Annotated in this window: 17 protein-coding genes; 11 read left to right on the top strand and 6 right to left on the bottom strand. The window is 63.5% G+C overall.

Annotated features, from left to right (window positions below; all coding sequences use genetic code 11):
* Positions 1 to 33 precede the first annotated feature (33 nt).
* Genes C4J84_RS10790 through araH form a run of 7 tightly spaced genes read left to right on the top strand, consistent with a single transcriptional unit; the run spans position 34 to position 8,359 of the window.
* Positions 34 to 1,356 carry an MFS transporter gene (locus C4J84_RS10790; protein ID WP_124362470.1) on the top strand — a complete coding sequence of 441 codons (1,323 nt, stop codon included), beginning with the start codon at positions 34 to 36 and terminating at the stop codon, positions 1,354 to 1,356.
* 15 nt (positions 1,357 to 1,371) lie between these two features.
* Entirely contained in the window at positions 1,372 to 2,361 is a 990-nt protein-coding gene (gene araD1 / locus C4J84_RS10795; RefSeq protein ID WP_124409606.1) for an AraD1 family protein, read from the top strand.
* Positions 2,362 to 2,372: 11 nt separating this feature from the next.
* A complete protein-coding gene (locus tag C4J84_RS10800; protein WP_124435297.1) occupies positions 2,373 to 3,953 on the top strand; it encodes an aldehyde dehydrogenase (NADP(+)) in 1,581 nt (526 codons plus the stop codon).
* Positions 3,954 to 3,969: 16 nt separating this feature from the next.
* Positions 3,970 to 4,833, top strand: coding sequence for an SMP-30/gluconolactonase/LRE family protein (locus tag C4J84_RS10805; RefSeq protein WP_124429377.1), 864 nt, complete (start codon positions 3,970 to 3,972; stop codon positions 4,831 to 4,833).
* A 44-nt stretch (positions 4,834 to 4,877) separates the two neighbouring features.
* A complete protein-coding gene (locus C4J84_RS10810) occupies positions 4,878 to 5,882 on the top strand; it encodes a substrate-binding domain-containing protein (protein WP_124435298.1) in 1,005 nt (334 codons plus the stop codon).
* Positions 5,879 to 7,381 (top strand): L-arabinose ABC transporter ATP-binding protein AraG, encoded by a 1,503-nt coding sequence (gene araG / locus C4J84_RS10815; protein WP_124435299.1) that lies wholly within the window; start codon positions 5,879 to 5,881, stop codon positions 7,379 to 7,381. Before C4J84_RS10810 ends, araG begins: the two co-directional genes overlap by 4 nt.
* Positions 7,382 to 7,390: 9 nt before the next feature.
* Positions 7,391 to 8,359: an L-arabinose ABC transporter permease AraH gene (gene araH / locus C4J84_RS10820; protein WP_124362476.1), complete on the top strand. Its 969-nt coding sequence runs from the start codon at positions 7,391 to 7,393 to the stop codon at positions 8,357 to 8,359.
* Between the two features lie 127 nt (positions 8,360 to 8,486).
* Here araH and C4J84_RS10825 read toward each other — a convergent pair whose 3' ends face one another.
* Positions 8,487 to 9,635 (bottom strand): aldose epimerase family protein, encoded by a 1,149-nt coding sequence (locus C4J84_RS10825; RefSeq protein WP_124370422.1) that lies wholly within the window; start codon positions 9,633 to 9,635, stop codon positions 8,487 to 8,489.
* Positions 9,636 to 9,773: 138 nt separating this feature from the next.
* Between C4J84_RS10825 and C4J84_RS10830 the strand changes: the two genes are divergently transcribed.
* Entirely contained in the window at positions 9,774 to 10,541 is a 768-nt protein-coding gene (locus tag C4J84_RS10830; RefSeq protein WP_124362478.1) for an SDR family NAD(P)-dependent oxidoreductase, read from the top strand.
* A 153-nt stretch (positions 10,542 to 10,694) separates the two neighbouring features.
* On the opposite strand, the gene C4J84_RS10835 is transcribed toward C4J84_RS10830, so the two are convergent.
* Positions 10,695 to 11,636: an AraC family transcriptional regulator gene (locus C4J84_RS10835; protein WP_256681405.1), complete on the bottom strand. Its 942-nt coding sequence runs from the start codon at positions 11,634 to 11,636 to the stop codon at positions 10,695 to 10,697.
* Positions 11,637 to 11,746: 110 nt separating this feature from the next.
* Here C4J84_RS10835 and C4J84_RS10840 point away from each other — a divergent pair, with 110 nt between their 5' ends.
* Together C4J84_RS10840 and yghU are read left to right on the top strand one after the other, a co-directional pair.
* Positions 11,747 to 12,973 carry an MFS transporter gene (locus C4J84_RS10840; protein ID WP_124435300.1) on the top strand — a complete coding sequence of 409 codons (1,227 nt, stop codon included), beginning with the start codon at positions 11,747 to 11,749 and terminating at the stop codon, positions 12,971 to 12,973.
* 46 nt (positions 12,974 to 13,019) lie between these two features.
* Complete coding sequence (yghU, locus tag C4J84_RS10845) at positions 13,020 to 13,847, top strand: glutathione-dependent disulfide-bond oxidoreductase (RefSeq protein ID WP_124403914.1); 828 nt, start codon at positions 13,020 to 13,022, stop codon at positions 13,845 to 13,847.
* Between the two features lie 228 nt (positions 13,848 to 14,075).
* On the opposite strand, the gene C4J84_RS10850 is transcribed toward yghU, so the two are convergent.
* From C4J84_RS10850 to C4J84_RS10860, 3 genes are read right to left on the bottom strand one after another with little or no spacing between them, the layout of a single operon-like run.
* A complete protein-coding gene (locus tag C4J84_RS10850; protein ID WP_124403915.1) occupies positions 14,076 to 15,002 on the bottom strand; it encodes a sugar ABC transporter substrate-binding protein in 927 nt (308 codons plus the stop codon).
* An 18-nt stretch (positions 15,003 to 15,020) separates the two neighbouring features.
* Positions 15,021 to 15,800 carry a TIM barrel protein gene (locus C4J84_RS10855; RefSeq protein ID WP_124366725.1) on the bottom strand — a complete coding sequence of 260 codons (780 nt, stop codon included), beginning with the start codon at positions 15,798 to 15,800 and terminating at the stop codon, positions 15,021 to 15,023.
* Positions 15,797 to 16,801 (bottom strand): Gfo/Idh/MocA family oxidoreductase, encoded by a 1,005-nt coding sequence (locus tag C4J84_RS10860; protein ID WP_124370426.1) that lies wholly within the window; start codon positions 16,799 to 16,801, stop codon positions 15,797 to 15,799. Before C4J84_RS10860 ends, C4J84_RS10855 begins: the two co-directional genes overlap by 4 nt.
* A gap of 173 nt (positions 16,802 to 16,974) precedes the next feature.
* Between C4J84_RS10860 and C4J84_RS10865 the strand changes: the two genes are divergently transcribed.
* Positions 16,975 to 18,948: a sigma-54-dependent Fis family transcriptional regulator gene (locus tag C4J84_RS10865; RefSeq protein WP_124435301.1), complete on the top strand. Its 1,974-nt coding sequence runs from the start codon at positions 16,975 to 16,977 to the stop codon at positions 18,946 to 18,948.
* Between the two features lie 190 nt (positions 18,949 to 19,138).
* On the opposite strand, the gene C4J84_RS10870 is transcribed toward C4J84_RS10865, so the two are convergent.
* Positions 19,139 to 20,188: a LacI family DNA-binding transcriptional regulator gene (locus tag C4J84_RS10870; RefSeq protein ID WP_124435302.1), complete on the bottom strand. Its 1,050-nt coding sequence runs from the start codon at positions 20,186 to 20,188 to the stop codon at positions 19,139 to 19,141.
* Positions 20,189 to 20,282: the final 94 nt, after the last annotated feature.

Consider the following 20,282-nt stretch of genomic DNA (forward strand, 5'->3'; position numbering starts at 1 on the left):
TTCTATAAAAACAACAATCGGAGATCGACCCCCATGAGCCAGGAACTGCGGCTTATTCGGCGCATCACGCTGAAACTGATTCCCTTCCTGATCCTGCTGTACCTGATTGCCTACGTGGACCGTTCCGCCGTGGGCTTCGCCAAGCTGCACATGGGCGCCGACGTCGGCATCGGCGATGCGGCCTATGGCCTGGGCGCGGGGTTGTTCTTCATTGGCTACTTCCTGTTCGAGATTCCCAGCAACCTGATGCTCGACCGTTTTGGCGCGCGGCGCTGGTTCGCGCGCATCATGATCACCTGGGGCACCATCACCATCGGCATGGCCTTCGTACAAGGGCCGCACAGCTTCTATGTGATGCGCTTTCTGCTCGGCGCGGCCGAGGCCGGGTTCTTTCCGGGCGTGCTGTACTACATCACCCAATGGTTCCCGGTGCGCCATCGCGGCAAGATCCTCGGGCTGTTCATCCTCTCCCAACCGATCGCGATGATGATCACCGGTCCCGTGTCCGGCGGCTTGCTGGGCATGGACGGCACCCTGGGCCTGCACGGCTGGCAGTGGCTGTTCATCGTGATCGGCACCCCGGCGATCCTGCTCACCTGGCCGGTGCTGCGCTACCTGCCGGACGGCCCTAAACAAGTCAAGTGGATGAGCGAGGAAGAGAAGGCCTGGCTCACCGGTGAGCTCAACAAAGACCTGCAAGCCTACGGCCAGACCCGCCACGGCAACCCGCTGCATGCGCTCAAGGACAAGCGCGTGTTGCTGCTGGCGCTGTTCTACCTGCCGGTGACCTTGAGCATCTACGGCCTGGGCCTGTGGCTGCCGACCTTGATCAAGCAATTTGGCGGCAGTGACCTCACCACCGGCTTCATCTCCGCCGTGCCTTACATCTTCGGCATCATCGGCCTGCTGATCATCCCGCGCAGTTCCGACCGTTTGAATGACCGTTACGGCCACCTTGCCGTGCTCTATGTACTGGGCGCCATCGGCCTGTTCTTCAGCGCCTGGCTCAGTGTGCCGGTGCTGCAAATGGCGGCCCTGTGCCTGGCGGCGTTCGCGATGTTTTCCTGCACGGCGGTGTTCTGGACCTTGCCGGGGCGCTTCTTCGCCGGTGCCAGTGCGGCGGCGGGTATCGCGTTGATCAATTCGGTGGGCAACCTTGGCGGCTACATCGGCCCGTTCGTGATCGGTGCGCTCAAGGAATACACCGGCAACCTGGCCTCGGGCCTGTACTTCTTGTCCGGCGTGATGCTGTTCGGGCTGGTGCTGACCCTGGTGGTCTACCGCCTGCTGGAACGCAAGCATGTGCTGCCCGCCGACCAATTCGCCGCCAGTGCCCGTGGCGCCACACGTACTTAATTCAGGAGAAATGGCATGCGTTTAGTTCAGTTCGAGTTGCCCAACGGCGAACGCCGCGTCGGCGTAGTGGAAGGCACACAGCTGCGCGAAGTCCAGGCGGCGCGCAGCGTGCGTGAATTGGCCCTGGCCGCGATCGAAGCCGGTGTCGGCCTGGAGCAACAGGTGAACAGCCTTGGCCTGGGCGACAGCCACGACTACGCCGCGTTGCTGGCCGAGCTCAAGGTGCTGCCGCCACTGGACCACCCGGACCCGGCCCATATGCTGATCAGCGGCACCGGCTTGACTCACCTGGGCAGCGCTTCGGCGCGAGACAAAATGCACCAGGCCGGTGACGACACCGCCCTGACCGACACCATGCGCATCTTCAAATGGGGGGTTGAGGGCGGCAAGCCAGCCGCCGGGCAGGCGGGCGTGCAGCCGGAGTGGTTCTATAAAGGCGACGGCAGCACCGTGGTGCGCCCCGGCGCCGCGTTCCCGGTACCGCCGTTTGCCGAAGACGCCGGCGAAGAGCCGGAAATCGGTGGCCTCTACGTGATCGGCCCGGACAGCAAGCCCTACCGTGTGGGCTTTGCGGTGGGCAACGAATTTTCCGACCATGTGATGGAACGCAAGAACTACCTGTACCTGGCCCATTCCAAACTGCGCAGTTGCAGCTACGGGCCGGAGCTGCGCGTGGGCGAGTTGCCCCAGCACCTGGCAGGCACCAGCCGCATCCTGCGTAACGGCGAAGAAATCTGGCGGAACGAATTCCTCAGCGGCGAGGCCAATATGTGCCACAGCCTGGAAAACCTCGAATACCACCACTTCAAATACCGCCAGTTCCTCAAGCCCGGCGATGTGCACATCCACTTCTTCGGCACCGCCACGCTGTCATTTGCCGACGGTATACGTACCCAGGAAGGCGATGTGTTCGAGATTACCCAGGCTGAATTCGGCGCGCCGCTGGTCAACCGTGTCGGCAGCAGTGATGCGGCATTCGAACCCGGCAACGTCATTACCCTTTAAAGGAGAGCCCCATGCCCCAGTTCCTCGGTCACAACTACATCGGCGGCCAGCGCAGTGCCAACGGCAGCACCCAGTTGCAGAGCGTCGACGCCACCACCGGCGAAGCCTTGCCCCAGGCGTTCTACCAGGCCACCCCGCAGGAGGTCGATGCCGCCGCCAAAGCGGCCGCCGCCGCGTACCCGGCTTACCGCGCCTTGAGCGCGTCGCGCCGTGCGCAATTTCTTGATGCGATTGCCGACGAGCTGGACGCATTGGGCGATGATTTCGTCGAATTGGTCTGCCGCGAAACCGCCTTGCCGGCGGCGCGCATCAAAGGCGAACGTGGGCGTACCAGCGGCCAGATGCGCCTGTTCGCCACGGTGTTGCGTCGCGGTGATTTTTACGGCGCGCGCATCGACAAAGCGCTGCCGGATCGCCAGCCATTGCCGCGTCCGGACCTGCGCCAATACCGCATCGGCCTGGGCCCGGTCGCGGTGTTCGGCGCCAGTAACTTCCCGCTGGCATTTTCCACCGCCGGCGGTGATACCGCCGCTGCGCTGGCAGCCGGTTGCCCGGTGGTATTCAAGGCCCACAGCGGGCATATGGCGACGGCGGAGCAGGTGGCCGATGCGATCATCCGCGCGGCCCAAGCCACCGAAATGCCGGCGGGCGTGTTCAACATGATCTTCGGCGGCGGTGTTGGCGAAGCGCTGGTCAAGCACCCGGCGATCCAGGCCGTCGGCTTTACCGGCTCGCTCAAGGGCGGCCGTGCCCTGTGCGATATGGCGGCGGCGCGCCCGCAGCCGATCCCGGTGTTTGCCGAGATGTCGAGCATCAACCCGGTCATCGTGCTGCCGCAGGCGCTGCAAGCCCGCGCCGACAGCGTCGCCCGCGACCTGACCGCCTCGGTGGTGCAAGGCTGCGGCCAGTTCTGCACCAACCCTGGCCTGGTGATCGGCATTGCGTCCCCAGCGTTCAGCGCGTTCATGCAACAAGTCGCGAAGCTGATCGGCGAGCAACCGGCGCAAACCATGCTTAACGCGGGCACCTTGGGCAGCTACGGCAAGGGCCTGGAAAAGCTCCTGTCTCACCCCGGTATCGAGCACTTGGCGGGCAACGCCCAATCGGGCAACCAGGCCCAGCCGCAGTTGTTCAAGGCCGATGTGCGCCTGTTGATCGACGGCGATGAAGTGCTGCAGGAAGAAGTGTTCGGCCCGACCACAGTGTTCGTCGAAGTCGCCGACCAGGCCCAGCTCAGCGCCGCCTTGCACGGCCTGCACGGGCAGTTGACCGCCACCATCATTGGCGAACCGGCCGACCTGCAACAGTTCGCCGAGCTGACGCCGCTGCTGGAACAGAAAGTCGGGCGCATCCTGCTCAACGGTTACCCCACCGGTGTGGAAGTCTGCGATTCGATGGTGCACGGCGGGCCGTACCCGGCCACCTCCGATGCCCGTGGCACCTCGGTCGGCACCTTGGCCATCGATCGGTTCCTGCGCCCGGTGTGCTTCCAGAACTACCCTGATAGCCTGCTGCCCGACGCGCTGAAAAACGCCAACCCGTTGCGTATCCAGCGGCTGGTAGATGGCGCGCCGTCTCGAGAATCCCTGTAAGTCATCCGGAGGCTTCATGTCGTTGAGCGCAGTCACCCCGCACCGTGCCCGGTTGGGCGAAGGGCCGTTCTGGGATGCTCCGTCCCAGGCCCTGTATTGGGTGGATATCGCCGCCCGCCAGGCCCTGCGCCTGATGGACGGGCAGTTGCGAGTCTGGCAATTACCCGAGCACGTCTCGGCGTTCATTCCTTGCGAAAGCGGGGATGCGCTGGTGACCCTGAGCAGCGGTGTGTACCGGCTGGACTTGAACACCGAAGCCCTGACCTTGCTGTGCGTGGCCGACCCGCAACCGGGTAACCGCGGCAACGAAGCCCGTTGCGATGCCCAGGGCCGACTGTGGCTGGGCACCATGCAGAACAACATCGGCGCCCACGGCGAAGACCTGCCCATCACGCGACGCTCCGGCGGGCTGTTTCGTATCGACGCCGATGCGACGGTTACGCCGCTGCTGAGCGGCCTGGGCATTCCCAACACGCTGTTATGGAGTGACGACGGCGGCCATGTGCATTTCGGCGACAGCCTGGATGGCACGCTGTACCGGCATGCCATTCAGCCCGACGGCCAGCTCGACGCCGCCCGGACCTGGTTCGCTGCCCACGAACGCGGCGGGCCGGACGGTTCGGCCATGGACAGTGAGGGCTACATCTGGAATGCGCGCTGGGACGGCAGTTGCCTGCTACGCCTGACGCCGCAAGGGCAGGTGGACCGCATCGTCGAACTGCCCGTCAGCCGCCCCACCAGTTGCGTGTTTGGTGGGCCTGATCTGACCACCCTGTATATCACCAGCGCCGCCAGCCCCTTGGATCACCCATTGGACGGTGCGGTACTGAGCATGGAGGTGGAGGTGCCAGGCAAACCCTGTCACCGCTTCGCCGGATAAACCGAAAAACGAATATTCAAAAACAACAACAAGGAGTCACCCGTATGAATCGTCGTCGTGGTTTGCGTTCCCTGTGCTGCGCCGCTGTGGCGGTCTCGGCCATGAGCTTGAGCGGCCTGCTGCTGGCCGCTGAAGAAGTGAAGATCGGCTTTCTGGTCAAGCAGGCCGAAGAGCCCTGGTTCCAGACCGAATGGGCCTTCGCCGAAAAAGCCGGCAAGGAACACGGGTTTACCGTGATCAAGATCGCCGTGCCCGACGGTGAAAAAACCCTCTCGGCCATCGACAGCCTGGCCGCCAACGGTGCCAAGGGCTTCGTGATCTGCCCGCCGGACGTGTCCCTGGGCCCGGCCATCGTCGCCAAGGCCAAGGTCAACGGCTTGAAAGTGATTGCGGTGGATGACCGTTTCGTCGATGCCAAGGGCAAGTTCATGGAGGACGTGCCGTACCTGGGCATGGCCGCCTTCGAAGTGGGCCAGAAGCAGGGCGCCGCCATGGCCGCCGAAGCGAAAAAACGCGGCTGGGACTGGAAGGACACCTATGCGGTGATCAACACTTTCAACGAACTCGACACCGGCAAGAAACGCACCGACGGCTCGATCAAATCCCTGGAAGAAGCCGGCATTCCCAAGGACCATATCCTGACCGCCGCGCTGAAAACCCTCGACGTCCCAGGCAGCATGGACGCCACCAACTCGGCGCTGGTCAAGCTGCCCAGCGGCGCAAAAAACCTGATCATCGGCGGCATGAACGACAACACCGTGCTGGGCGGCGTACGTGCTACCGAAAGCGCCGGCTTCGCGGCGGCTAATGTGATCGGCATCGGCATCAATGGCACCGATGCCATCGGTGAATTGAAGAAAGCCAACAGCGGCTTCTTCGGTTCGATGCTGCCCAGCCCGCATATCGAGGGCTACAACACCGCGCTGATGATGTACGAGTGGGTCACCAAAGGCACTGAACCGCCGAAGTACACCGCCATGGACGAAGTGACCCTGATCACCCGCGAGAACTTCCAGGCGGAACTGACCAAGATCGGGCTGTGGAAATGACCGCTGCGGCCCTGCGTTTTGACGGTATCGGCAAAACCTTCCCTGGGGTCAAGGCGCTCGACGGCATCAGCTTCACCGCCCATCCGGGGCAAGTGCATGCCCTGATGGGCGAGAACGGTGCGGGTAAGTCGACGCTGCTGAAGATCCTCGGCGGCGCCTATATTCCCAGCACCGGCACGGTGCAGATCGGCGAGCAGGTCATGGCCTTCAAATGCGCCGCCGACAGCATTGCCAGTGGCGTTGCGGTGATCCACCAGGAACTGCACCTGGTGCCGGAAATGACGGTGGCCGAGAACCTGTTCCTCGGGCATTTACCGTCGCGTTTTGGCGTGGTCAACCGCAGCCTGCTGCGCCAGCAGGCGCTGGCGTGTCTGAAGGGCCTGGCCGACGAAATCGACCCCCAGGAAAAGCTCGGGCGCCTGTCCCTGGGCCAGCGCCAACTGGTGGAAATCGCCAAAGCGCTGTCCCGTGGCGCCCATGTGATCGCCTTCGATGAACCGACCAGCAGCCTCTCGGCGCGGGAGATCGATCGCTTGATGGCGATCATCACGCGCCTGCGCGATGAGGGCAAAGTGGTGCTGTACGTGTCCCACCGCATGGAGGAGGTGTTCCGTATCTGCAATGCGGTGACGGTGTTCAAGGACGGCCGCTTCGTGCGCACCTTCGACGACATGAGCGCGCTGAACCACGACCAGTTGGTGACCTGCATGGTCGGCCGCGATATCCAGGACATCTACGACTACCGCCCGCGCGAGCACGGCGAAGTCGCCCTGAAGGTCAACGGCCTGCTCGGCCCCGGCTTGCGCGAGCCGATCAGTTTTGAGGTGCGCAAAGGGGAAATCCTCGGCCTGTTCGGGTTGGTGGGGGCAGGGCGCACGGAACTGTTCCGACTGCTCAGCGGCCTGGAGCGTGCCAGTGCCGGCAGCCTGGATTTGTGCGGTGAGCCGCTGCAATTGCGCTCACCTCGCGATGCCATCGCCGCCGGGGTGCTGCTGTGCCCCGAGGACCGCAAGAAAGAGGGCATCATTCCGCTGTCCAGCGTCGCCGAAAACATCAACATCAGTGCCCGTGGCGCGCATTCTGCGTTCGGCTGGCTGTTACGCGATGGCTGGGAGAAAGGCAACGCCGAGCACCAGATCAAGGCGATGAAGGTCAAGACCCCGAACGCGGCGCAGAAAATCATGTACCTGTCCGGTGGCAACCAACAGAAAGCCATCCTCGGCCGCTGGCTGTCGATGCCGATGAAGGTGCTGCTGCTGGACGAACCGACCCGTGGCATCGATATCGGCGCCAAGGCCGAGATCTACCAGATCATCCATAACCTCGCGGCGCAAGGCATTGCGGTGATCGTGGTGTCCAGCGACCTGATGGAAGTCATGGGCATTTCCGACCGCATCCTGGTGCTGTGCGAAGGCGCCTTGCGCGGTGAACAACTGCGCGCACACGCGACTGAATCCAACCTGCTGCAGCTGGCCTTGCCGCGCGGCCTGGCGAACTGAGAGACGACCATGACCACTCAAAACAACGCGCTGCCCTCGGCACGCAAACCCCTCGATCTGCGCGCCTTGCTCGACAACTGGGCGATGCTGCTGGCCGCGGTGGGTATCTTTGTCCTGTGTGCCTTGCTGATCGATAACTTCCTCTCGCCGCTGAACATGCGCGGGCTGGGCCTGGCGATTTCCACGGTGGGTATTGCGGCGTGCACCATGCTGTTCTGCCTGGCCTCCGGGCATTTCGACTTGTCGGTGGGCTCGGTGATTGCCTGCGCCGGCGTGGTCGCGGCGATTGTGATGCGCGACACCGACAGCGTGATGCTCGGCATCGGCGCGGCGCTGCTGATGGGCCTGATGGTGGGGTTGATCAACGGGATCGTGATCGCCAAGTTGCGGGTCAACGCGTTGATTACCACCCTGGCAACCATGCAGATCGTGCGTGGCCTGGCCTATATCTTCGCCGACGGCAAAGCGGTGGGCGTGTCCCAGGATCAGTTCTTCGTGTTCGGCAACGGCCAGCTGTTGGGCGTGCCGGTACCGATCCTGATTACCATCGTGTGTTTCCTGTTCTTCGGCTGGTTGCTCAACTACACCACCTACGGGCGCAACACCATGGCCATCGGCGGCAACCCGGAAGCGGCGTTGCTGGCGGGGGTCAATGTGGATCGCACCAAGATCCTGATCTTCGCCGTGCACGGTTTGATCGGCGCGTTGGCCGGGGTGATCCTGGCCTCACGCATGACCTCCGGCCAACCAATGATCGGCCAGGGCTTCGAGCTGACGGTGATTTCCGCCTGTGTGCTGGGCGGGGTGTCGCTGAGTGGCGGTATCGGCATGATCCGCCATGTGATCGCCGGGGTATTGATCCTGGCGATTATCGAGAATGCGATGAACCTGAAGAACATCGATACCTTCTACCAGTACGTGATTCGCGGCTCGATCCTGCTGTTGGCCGTGGTCATCGACCGCATGAAACAACGCTGAACCTGATCGTTCCCTCGCTCTGCGTGGGAATGCACCCCGGGACGCTCTGCGTCCACTTCTGAATCGGGACGCGGAGCGTCCCAGGTGGCATTCCCACGCGGAGCGTGGGAACGATCAATGTAGGGTTTTAGTTAGCGGAGAATTTGAACACGGTGTTCTGGGTGTAGGTCTGCCCAGGGTTCAAACGGGTCGAGGCAAACTTGGGCTGGTTAGGCGCGTCCGGAAAGTGCTGGGTCTCCAGGGTGAACCCACTCCAGTGCTGGTAGGTCTTGCCAGCCTTGCCCTTCACCGAACCATCCAGGAAGTTACTGGTGTAGAACTGCACGCCCGGTTCGCTGGTATAGAGCTGCAAACGCCGCCCCGACTCAGGATCATGCACCTCGGCCGCCAGTTGCTTCACATCGCCTTTGGTGTCCAGCGCCCAGTTGAAGTCGAACCCACCCTGTTTCGGTTCGGCGAACTTGAGCTGCGGATGATCCTCCTTGATGTGCTGGCCGATGGCGGTAGGCTTGAGGAAGTCCATCGGCGTGCCCTTGACCGGCGCCAGTTCGCCGGTGGGAATCAGGGTGGCATTCACCGGTGTGTAATGGCTGGCATGCAAGGTGGCGACCTGCTTGAGAATATCGCCGTTACCTGCGCCGGCCAGGTTGAAGTAGCTGTGGTTGGTGAGGTTGAGCACAGTCGGTTTGTCGGTGGTGGCCTTATAGTCGATGTGCAGCTCGTTCTTGTCGTTGAGGCGATAAGTGACTTCGGTTTTCAGGTTGCCGGGGAAACCCATTTCACCGTCCTTGGACAGGTAGGTGAGGGTGACCCCGACCGAATCCTTGTCCTTGACCGGCTTGGCTTGCCACACCTGCTTGTCGAAGCCCTGGGCGCCGCCATGCAGCGAGTTGGGGCCGTCGTTGAGCGGCACCTGGTAGCGTTTGCCGTCAAGTTCGAAGGCGCCGCCCGCCAGGCGATTGCCGAAGCGGCCAATGGTCGCGCCGAAGAATGCGGTACCGCCTTGATAGCCTTGTACGTCGTCAAAGCCCAGCACCACGTCGTCGACCTTGCCGTGTTTGTCCGGCACCTTCAGCGATTGCAGCACACCGCCGTAGGTAATCACCGTGGCTTGCATGCCATGGCTGTTGCGCAACACGTATTGTTCGACGGCGGTGCCGTCATTGGTTTTGCCGAAGGGTTTGTGTTCGCTGGTCAGGCCTGCGGCCTGGGCGCCGCCGCTGGCGATCAACATGGACATTGCCAGGCCGGACAGCAGGTATCGAGGGTGCTTCATGGTCGAACTTCCTTTTGTTGTTTTTGGATTGAATAGTTCTACTAATGTGCGATATTTCATGATTGAGACAGCGAATTTATAGCCTTTAACGCCGATTTCGTAAAATAAAATAAGACTAATTGATCGAGGCATCACGTTATGAGTACTCAGCAGGCCCTGTATCCCGACCTCAAGGGCAAGACCGTATTGATCTCCGGCGGGGCTTCCGGGATTGGCGAGTTCATGGTGCGGGCGTTCGCCGCCCAAGGCGCCAAGGTGGCGTTCGTGGACCGCGCCCAAAGCCAGGGCGAACGCCTGGCCGCGCTGTTGAACTCCAACGGGCATAGCGTTGAGTTCGAATGCTGCGATATCACCGACGAGATCGGCTATCGCGCGGCGATCGGGCGTTTCGAACATTCCCTCGGCCCGATCACGGTGCTGGTCAACAACGCGGCGAACGACGTACGCCATACCCTGGAAGAAATCGACTCGGAAATGTTCGACCGGCTGATTGCGGTCAACCTCAAGCACGCCTTCTTTGCCGCCAAGGCGGTGGTACCGATGATGAAACAGGCCGGTGGCGGCTCGATCATCAACCTGGGCTCGGTCGGCTGGATGATGGCCTCCGCCGGCTACCCGGTGTACGCCGCCAGCAAGGCCGCCGCCCACGGCATGACCCGTGGCCTGGCGCGGGAGTTAGGCCCCCACCACATCCGCGTCAATACCCTGGTGCCGGGCTGGGTGATGACGGAAAAACAACTGGCCATGTGGGTGGACGACGCGGCCCGTGAGCTGATCGCCCGCAGCCAGTGCTTGCCGGGCAGCGTGATGCCCGAGCATATCGCCAATATGGCGCTGTTCTTGGCTTCCGATGCCTCGGCGATGTGTTCGGCGCAGAACTTTATCGTGGATGGTGGCTGGGTCTAGGCCAGGCGCCACTGTTCAACTGTGGGAGGGGGCTTGCTCCCGATAGCGGTGGGTCAGTCAAAGATGCATTGACTGACATGCCCTCATCGGGAGCAAGCCCCCTCCCACAGTTGAACAGTGGTGTTTATGGAGACCGCGTGCTGTTCCAGGCCTTCATGCCGAACGCCTGGCCGCCCCCGGCGGCTGCCCGGTGATGCGTTTGAAGGCACGGCTGAACGCCGCCTGGGAGGTGTAGCCCAGGCGTTGCGCCACGGTTTCGATGGGCATGCGTTCCAGGGTCAGCCATTGGCTGGCCAGGCGCATGCGCAGTTCCGTGGCGTAGCGCAGCGGCGGTATGCCGAGGACGGCCTGGAAGCGGTCAGCGAACACCGAGCGCGAGGTATGACACTGGGCGGCCAGTTCCGCCACGCTCCAGTCGTGGCCCGGCTGCTGGTGCAAGGCGAGCAGGGCGCTGGCCAGGCGCGGGTCGCGCAACGCGGCTACCAGCCCCGAGGCGTTGCCACAGGCGCACTCGACCCAGCCGCGTACGATCATCGCCGCCACCACATCGGCGAGGCGCGCAAGAATGCCAGCAAAGCCTACGCGTGCCGTGGACATTTCGCGTTCCATTACTGCCAGGATCGGCATCAGCCCAGGGTAACGCTGGCCGCCGGCATCGATCAGCATCAGGGCCGGCATCAGGTTGCCGAGCCCCTGGAGGCTGCCGAGCTCAAACTCCATGCACGCACTGAACAACACCAGGCTGGGGACGGTATCGGGTGATGCATTCACGGCGCACACGGTATCCCCCAACGGTGCGCTGTCGAAATGGTCGATGTCCTGCACGACGGCATCCGGTGCGGATAACAGCGCGTGCGCGCCGCCGTGGGAGATGAACACCGCATTGCCGGCCGACAGCGCGAAAAGGCTGTCGTCCTCGGTGCGCAGCGTGGCGCGGCCGGCCGCGAGAAAGTGGAAATAGGCGTGGCCCGGCCTGGCGCCAAAGCCCATGCCGAAGGTGGGCCCGGCCTGGATGCGCCGGTACTGCACACCCCGCAGGCGCATGCCGCGCAGCAACTCGTTGATCAGCTCTGAAGAAGCGGTGAATGCGTCCACTCAAGTCATACTCGGGGTTTCGGTTAAAAACTCAAGGCTTTGTATCATAGATCATCCTGGTCGGCCTACCTAGACTGAGCGCCTCGCTAATGACTTGAGGAAGACCTGCGATGACTGATTGTGCAGCCCATACGCCTGCGGGCGTTGTGACAGAGCCGGCCTGGCTGGCGGTATTTTCCCTGGCGATGGGGGTATTCGGCCTGCTCACGGCGGAGTACTTGCCGGCCAGCCTGTTGACACCGATGGCCCTGGACCTGGGCGTTACAGAGGCGCTGGCCGGGCAAGCCGTCACGGTGACGGCGGTGGTAGCGCTGTTTGCCGGTCTGCTGGTGCCGGGGCTGACCCGTGGTATCGACCGGCGCGTCGTGCTGCTGGGGTTTTCCACGCTGATGATCGCCTCCAACCTGCTGGTGGCGTTGTCCTCCAGCCTGACGGTGCTGTTGTTGATGCGCATCCTGCTGGGCATCGCCCTCGGCGGTTTCTGGAGCATGGCGGCTGCAGTGGCGATGCGCCTGGTGCCGGCGGCGTCCTTGCCTCGTGCGCTGTCGATCATTTTCAGCGGGATCGCGCTGGGCACCGTGGTCGCCGTGCCGCTGGGCAGCTATTTGGGTGGCCTGTACGGCTGGCGCAGTGCGTTTATTGCGGCGGCCGCCGTCGGCCTGCTGACCCTGGCGTTCCAGGCATTCACGCTGCCGCGCATGGCACCCCATGGCACCGCGCGCCTGCGCACCGTGGTGGACGTACTGCAGCGCCCCGGCATCGCCATCGGCATGTTCGGCTGCGTACTGGTGCACACCGCGCATTTTGCGCTGTTCACCTACATCCGGCCGTTCCTGGAAAGCACCACCGGGGTCGACACCGAGGGGCTGGCGCTGATGCTACTGGGTTTTGGCGTGGCGAACTTCGCCGGCACGCTGTTCGCCGGCTGGCTTCTGGTGCGCCGCCCACGCACAACACTGGTGTTAATGCCGGTGTTGGTGGCAATCGCGGCACTGGCGCTGGTCTGGTTGCCTGCGCCACTGCCGGGCCAGGCGATGCTCCTGGCGCTATGGGGCATGGCATTTGGCGGCGTACCCGTGGCGTGGTCGAACTGGGTCGCGCGTGCGGTGCCGGACCAGGCGGAAAGTGCCGGAGGCATGGTGGTCGCGTCGGTGCAGTCGGCCATCGCGGCGGGCGCTGCCGGTGGCGGGCTGATGTTCAGCTTCAGTGGCATTGGCGGGGTGTTTATCGGTGCGGGTGTGTTGATGTTGCTCGCGGCCTTGCTCATCGCCCTGCGTGTGCAGGTGCCTGGGCAAGACGGGGACACCAGTGTGACGCGCCACGCGTCTTTGGTTTAGTCTTAAACCCTTTGTTGATCGCAAGCGCCCCCGAGGAGCACCGAGCATGTCTGACTATGTACCCCCCAAGGTCTGGACCTGGGACACCGAAAGCGGCGGCACCTTCGCCAGCATCAACCGGCCCATCGCCGGCGCCACCCATGAAAAAGCACTGCCGGTCGGCAAACACCCGTTGCAGCTGTATTCCCTGGCCACGCCCAATGGGCAGAAGGTCACGATCCTGCTCGAAGAGCTGCTGGCGCTCGGGCACACCGGTGCCGAATACGACGCCTGGCTGATCAAGATCGGTGACGGCGACCAGTTCGGCAGCGGTTTCGTGGCGGTGAACCCGAACTCGAAGATCCCGGCGTTGATGGATCACAGCGGCGCTGCGCCGATTCGCGTGTTCGAGTCGGGCGCGATCCTGCAGTACCTGGCCGAGAAGTTCGGCGCGTTTTTGCCCACCGAACCTGCCGCCCGTGCCGAATGCCTGTCGTGGCTGTTCTGGCAGATGGGCAGCGCACCGTACCTGGGCGGCGGCTTCGGGCATTTCTACGCGTATGCGCCGAGCAAGATGGAATACCCGATCAATCGTTTCGCCATGGAGGCCAAGCGCCAGCTGGATGTGCTGGACAAGCGCCTGGCGGTGAGCGAGTACATCGCCGGGGACGCCTACACCATCGCCGACATCGCCATCTGGCCCTGGTACGGCGGGTTGGTCAAAGGGCGGTTATATGGGGCGGCGGAGTTTCTCTCGGTGCATGAATACAAGCACGTCATGCGCTGGGCGGATGCGATTGATGCACGGCCGGCGGTGCAGCGCGGGCGGCGGGTGAATCGGGTGTCCGGCGATGATCAGTTGGCCGAGCGCCATAGTGCGAGCGACTTGGACTGAAAGTGTGGGAGGGGGCAAGCCCTAATGCCAGTCAGTTAAGAAGTAGCAGGAGCGAGAACTAACTTGTGGCGAGGGAGCTTGCTCCCGCTGGGGCGCGAAGCGGCCCCAAACAATGGGACTGCTGCGCAGTCCAGCGGGAGCAAGCTCCCTCGCCACAGGTTCGGTGTCGCCTTAACTGACTGGCATTAGGGCAAGCCCCCTCCCACATTTGGATCTTCTTGGCTTCAATTATTTGTAGCGCTGTTCGAACACCGCGACCTGTTCGGGTTTTATGAGTTCGAACGGTACCCACACCTCCGATTCGATTGGCTCGCCCTTGATCATCCGCACCGCCGCTTGTACCGCTTGCGTCGCCTGGGCTTTGGGGTCCTGGAACACTGAGGCGGTGAGCACGCCGCGCCTGATCGCCGCCAAGCCATCGGGCAGGCCATCGATGCCGACAATCGCCACTTCGCCCTTGGCCTTGCCGGCCTGCTGCAAAGCCATGGCCGCGCCAATCGCCATTTCATCGTTGTTGGCCACAATCGCATCGAACTGTGTGCCCGCCAGCAGCCAGTTGCTGGTCAGGTCCATGGCCTTGCTGCGTTGCCATTCGGCACTTTGCTGCTCGACGATCTTGATCCCGGGAAAGTCCTTGAGCACCTGCTTGGCGCCTTCAGTGCGGTCATGGGTGGCGTTTTGCGCCAGGTCGCCCATGATGATCGCCACGTTGCCCTTGCCGCCGAGTTTTTCCGCGAGGTAGCGCATCTGCAATTGCCCGGCTTCGATGTCGTTGGACGCCACGGTCACGACCCCCTTGGGCAGCGTGCGTTGGTCCGGATGGCGGTTGACGTACACCAATGGCTTGTTGGCGGCCACGGCGGCGCGGGTCATGTTGGCGGTGGCGGCGGTGTCCACCGGCAGCACGATGACCGCGTCGACGTTCTGGTTGAGAAACCCTTCGACCTGGTTGAGCTGACGCACCACGTCGCCCTGGGCGTCCTCGAACTGGATCTGCACGTCTTGTTGTTTGGCGGCCGTTTCAAGGCCGGTGCGTACGTAGGTCATGAAGTTATCGTCGACCCGCGCGATGCTCACGCCGATGCGATACGCGGCGAAGGTCCATTGGCTGAACAGCAGCAACAGGGTGGCAACGATCAATGAATAGCGATGCATGAGGTGTTCCTCTTGTTGTTATAGGGTGAAGGCTTGGCGAAAACGCTCCAGGGCGGCTTCGCTGTCGCCGCTGGCCCAGGCTTCCAGGCCGACCACGCCGCTGTAGCCGATGGCATGCAGCGCCCTGGCAATCGCCGGGTAGTGGATTTCGCCGGTGCCGGGCTCCTGGCGCCCGGGCACGTCTGCCACCTGGATTTCGCCGATGGCGCTGCCCGCGCGCTGGATCAATTCGATCAGGTTTCCTTCGCCGATCTGCGCGTGGTAAAGGTCCAGGTTCATTTTCAGGTGTGGGCTGCCCACGGCCTCGATCAGCGCCAGGGTGTCGTCGGCGCGGGCGAATGGCGTGCCGGGGTGGTCGACCTCGGTGTTGAGGTTTTCCAGCAGGAACACGCGGCCGGCGTCTTGCCCCAGGCGAGCGATTTTCTCCAGCGTCTTGCAGGCGCTCAGCCACATGCGCCCGGTGGTCCGGCTGACGGGTTGCACCGGCAGGCCGCCGTCACCCAGGCCGGTGCCGTGCAGGTTGAGGCTGGGGCACTTGAGGCGCTCGGCAACGCTTAAGGATTCGCGGGCGCTGTCGAGCAAGTGGCGGATACCGTCGGGGTCAGTGAGGGTGCCGCTGATGTAGCCGGTCATGGAGGTGAAGTCCGCGCCCGTCGCGGCCAGGGCGTTGATGTCCTTGTCGGTCCAGTTCCAGATTTCGGCGCTGAAACCCAGGGCATGAATCCGCTTGACCCGCTCGACGAAGGGCAGGTCGAGGAACACCATCTCGGCACTCACCGCCAGCTTGAACGGGCTCATAGGCTCACCGCCGTGCCTTGCTCGTAGGATTGGATACAGGCGCGGGCAATCGCCAGGGCGGCGCGGGCATCTTCCCCGCTGGCCAGGGGCTTGGCGCCGCTTTGCAGGCAGTCGACGAAGTGGTTGAGCTCGGCAATGTAGGCATCGCGCAACAGGTCGGTGTCCAGGCGTTGGGTGTCGGCCTGGATGCCCTGGGCCTGGTAGCGCACCAGGTCGCAGGCCTGCACGCCGCCCATGGTCAGCATGCCGGCGCTGCCAAACACTTCACCGCGCACGTCATAACCATAGACCGCCTGGAAGCTGGCTTCGGCGGTGGCAATCGCGCCGTTATCGAAGCGGATCGTGACCACGGCGGTGTCGAGCAAACCCTGGCTTTTGTAGTCCGGGGCGATCAGGGCGTCGGCCATCACCTGCACTTGCACCGCTTCGGCGCCGGGGTTGAGGTAGCGCAGGGTGTCGAAGTCGTGGATCAGGGTTTCCAGGAAAATCACCCATTGTGGTGAGGCGCCAGGGTTGTTCAGCGCCGGGTCGCGGGTCAGGGAGCGCAGCAACTGCGGGGTGCCGATTCGGCCTGCGGCGACGTCGAGGTGGGCGGCGCGAAAGCTCTTGGCGAAACGCCGGTTGAAGCCGACTTGCAGTGGCACTCGGGCATCGGCCGCAGCGGCGATGGCGCGGTCGGCTTCATCGAGGGTGATCGCCATGGGCTTCTCGCAGAAGATGCCCTTGCCGGCACGGGCGGCGCTGATCACCAGTTCGGCATGGCTGCGGGCGGGGGCGGCGATGAGTACGCCGTCGATATCCGGGTCGTCGAGCAGTTGCTGCGGGTCGGTGTAAACCTTGGCTACACCCAGCTCTGCCGCCAGACGTGCGGCTTGCCCTGGGGTAGGGTCGGCGATGGCGGCGAGGCAAGCGCCGGGAATGTGCCGGGCGGCGGTCAGGCCGTGGAAGCTGCCCATGCGACCGGCGCCGATCAAGCCCAGGCGGATGTTTTTTGTATTCATGTATGACCCCTTCTTATTGTTGGCCTCAGGACGGTCCTGGCGGGTAGAGGGGCAAGAGCAAAGGCTGTGCCAGAATATAGGTGGCTGATATTTAACGGGTATAAATAAAATAGTGTTCATTTAAATGACATGTCTATGCTGACATGTCGAAAACATGAACATGGAAACCGCTTATGAGCATGGCGATCAGTGCGCAAGACCTCGATTACCTGACGGCGCTGGGCCCCGCCGCGCTGAATGACGGCCCGGTCGCAGCGTTGGAGCAGGCGTGGCAGGCCTGCCTGGACGGCCAGCTGCAGCGCCCGCCCGAGGTGCGGCAAACGATCTGGGATTCCTGGCGGCGCAGCGTCGAGGCCGGCATCGATCCGGCAGACAACGCGTATCGCTTCGTCGCCGCCGACACACTGGCGGCCACCCTGGCCAGCCACCGCGTGCTGATCGCGGCCGCCGCGCAAGTCATGCATGGTTTGCTGGCCTATAACCCGCGCGGTCATATCAACCTCACCGACACCGACGGCACCACCTTGTATTTTTGCGGGCTGGACATCACTCCCGTGGGCAGTCGCCTGCTCGAATCGGTGCAGGGCACCAACTGCACCGGCCTGGCGCTGGCCGAAGATCATCTGGTGTACGTGCTGGCCGAAGAGAACTTCGCCGTCGGCCTGCGTCAACGCCGCATGCACTGCGCCGCCGCGCCGATCAAGAATGCACAGGGCCAGACCCTGGCCATGCTGACGCTGACGGCCGAGCCCGGCTGGTTTCACTTCCATACCCTGGGCACCGTGCAGGCGGCTGCCGAGGCCGTGTCGCGGCAGATGGCGCTGCAAGCGTTGCTGCAAGAGCAGCAAACCGTGCTTGAAGTACTTAACGAAGGCTTGGTGGTGCTGGATGAACGCGGGTGCATCAAGGCGATCAATCGCTACGCGCGGCAACTGTTCAACGTGGGCCTGGAGCTGCTCGGCAGCCCCTTCAATCGCCTCGCTCGCAGCGAGCTGAGCGACGCCATGCTGCTGCGCGGCGGCGAAAACCTGCGCGACCTGGACTGCACCTTTCATTTGCACGACCGCAGCCAGCTCGCCTGCCTGGTCTCGGTGTGCCCGCTGGAGCAGGGTGGGGTGATCGTGTCGGTGCGTGAAAACCGCCGCATCCGTGAAATCACCCGGCGCATTGTCGGCACCCAGGCCCGCTACACCTTTGAAACCATCCAGGGCACCTCGCGCGCGATCCAGGACGCGCTGCACCTGGGGCGCATCGCCAGTCGCAGTGATTCCACCACCTTGATCCTCGGCGAAAGCGGCACCGGCAAAGAGTTATTTGCCCAGGCCATTCATAACGCCAGCGAGCGTTGCACTGGCCCCTTCGTCGCGGTTAACTGCGGCGCGATCCCACGGGACCTGGTGCAAAGCGAATTGTTCGGCCATACCGAAGGCGCATTCACCGGCTCGGCACGCGGCGGTTCGGCGGGCAAGTTTGAACTGGCCGATGGCGGGACTATTTTCCTCGATGAAATCGGCGACATGGCCTTCGACGCGCAAGTCAGCCTGTTGCGCGTGTTGCAGGAAGGCGAGGTGACCCGCGTGGGCGCGAAGACCTCACGGCCAGTGGATGTGCGCATCATTGCGGCGACCCACCGCAATCTCAGCCAGGCGGTGGCCGAGGGGGCGTTTCGCGAAGACCTTTACTACCGCCTCAACGTGCTGAATATCACCGTGCCGCCCCTGCGGATGCGGCGTGACGATATTCCCTTGCTGGCGCGGCATTTCCTGCAGCGTTGCGCGCGTTCGTTGCGCAAATCGCTGCAAGGATTCTCGCCGGATGCGTTGGCGTTGCTGTCGGCCCATGGCTGGCCGGGCAACGTGCGCGAGCTGGAAAACGCGATTGAGCGGGCGACCAACCTGGCGATGGGCGAGTGGATCGAGCCTGGCGATTTACCTTTGGAGCCCAGGCCGCGCGCCCCGGCCAGCCTACATGCTGCGCCGCCTACGCAAGACCTGAGCAGCCACGAGATGCACGCCATCGTCACGGCGCTGAAAAACACCGCTGGCAATATCCGCCTGGCTGCCCGGCAGCTGAACGTGTCGCGGGGCGGGCTGTACAACAAGATGAATCGGTTCGGGTTGAATGCCGGGGATTTTCGCGGGCTGTGAGCGGTTACCGATGTGGGAGGGGCCGTGAAGCACACGCAGCCCCCTGTAGGAGCGAGCTTGCTCGCGAAAAACGCCCAGGCAACGCGTTTATTCTGGATAAACGCGGGGGGCCTGAATTTTTCGCGAGCAAGGGCTAGCCGCCCGCCTCGCTCCTACAAAAAGCTTTGACTGACTGGCATCAGGGCAAACCTCAGCTGCCCATGTTTTCCGAGGTGACGATGTGCGGCGGGATGTGCACCCGATGCCGCGCCGGATCGAACGCCTCGTCGCTCTGCAGCGCCACCAGCAGGTCCACCAGCGCCACCGCTGTCTGCTGCGGCTGCGAATCCATCACCACATCGATCAACCCTCGGCCCAGGGCCTGGCGCGACAGTTCGGTGGACTCCTGCAAAATGCAGCACAACGCCGGGCGCTTGGGCAGTTGCGCCAAGGCGTTGATCACGCCGTCACCGCCACCGCCTACCACGCACAGCCCGCGCAAGTCGGTGTGGCGGCTGAGCAGGTCGAGGGTGGCTTCTTCGGTGATGTCGCAGTTGTCCAGATTGATCAGCGGTTCCAGCGGCTTGAGCCCCGGTGCGTGTTCGGCCAGGTAGCTGTGCAAGCCTTCGACCCGCGCCTGGTGGCCGAGAAAACGGTGGCCCCCCAGCAAGATGCCCACGCTGCCTTTGCGCGCACCGCAGGTGCGCGCCAACAGCCAGCCCATGGTGCGGCCGACGACATGATTATCCTGACCCACATAAGGTTCGGCCGCGCGTTCGTGGATGTCCGAGAGCAGCGCCACCACCGGCACCCCGGCTGCGCGGATCTGCGCCAGGCACGCATTGATCAACGGGTGGGCGAAGCTGACCACCGCCAGCGCGTCGCACTGCACGGCCAGTTGCTCGATCTGCGCGACGATGGCGCTGGGTGTGCGGTCGACGATGTACTCGAACTGGCAGCTCAGGTTGGCGCTGGCGTGCTGCTGCGCCGCCGCGCTGATCGACTGGGCCAGGTTGGCATAGAACGCCTGGGCGGTGCCCAGCAGGAGAATGCCGAAACGGTAGGTCGGACGCCGTTCGCGAATGCGCTGGCCGATCAGTCGCGCGGCGAAATAACCGACCGCTTCGGCAGCCTGGAACACCTGTTCGGCGGTGTCCGGGTTGACCGGTGCGCGAGCGTTCAATACACGGTCGACGGTGGCCACACTGAGTCCCGCATGGGCGGCAACCGTGGCAATGGTCGGGCGTTTAGGGTTGTGCATGGCGAGCCCCTTGAGCGTCTTGATAGAAAACTATCAAGCCCCGCTGGGCCTGGATGATAGCTTGATAGGGAATGGATTCAAGCCCTTGAGGCTG

The sequence above is a fragment of the Pseudomonas sp. R11-23-07 genome, assembly GCF_003852295.1.
In the GTDB taxonomy this organism is placed as follows: domain Bacteria; phylum Pseudomonadota; class Gammaproteobacteria; order Pseudomonadales; family Pseudomonadaceae; genus Aquipseudomonas.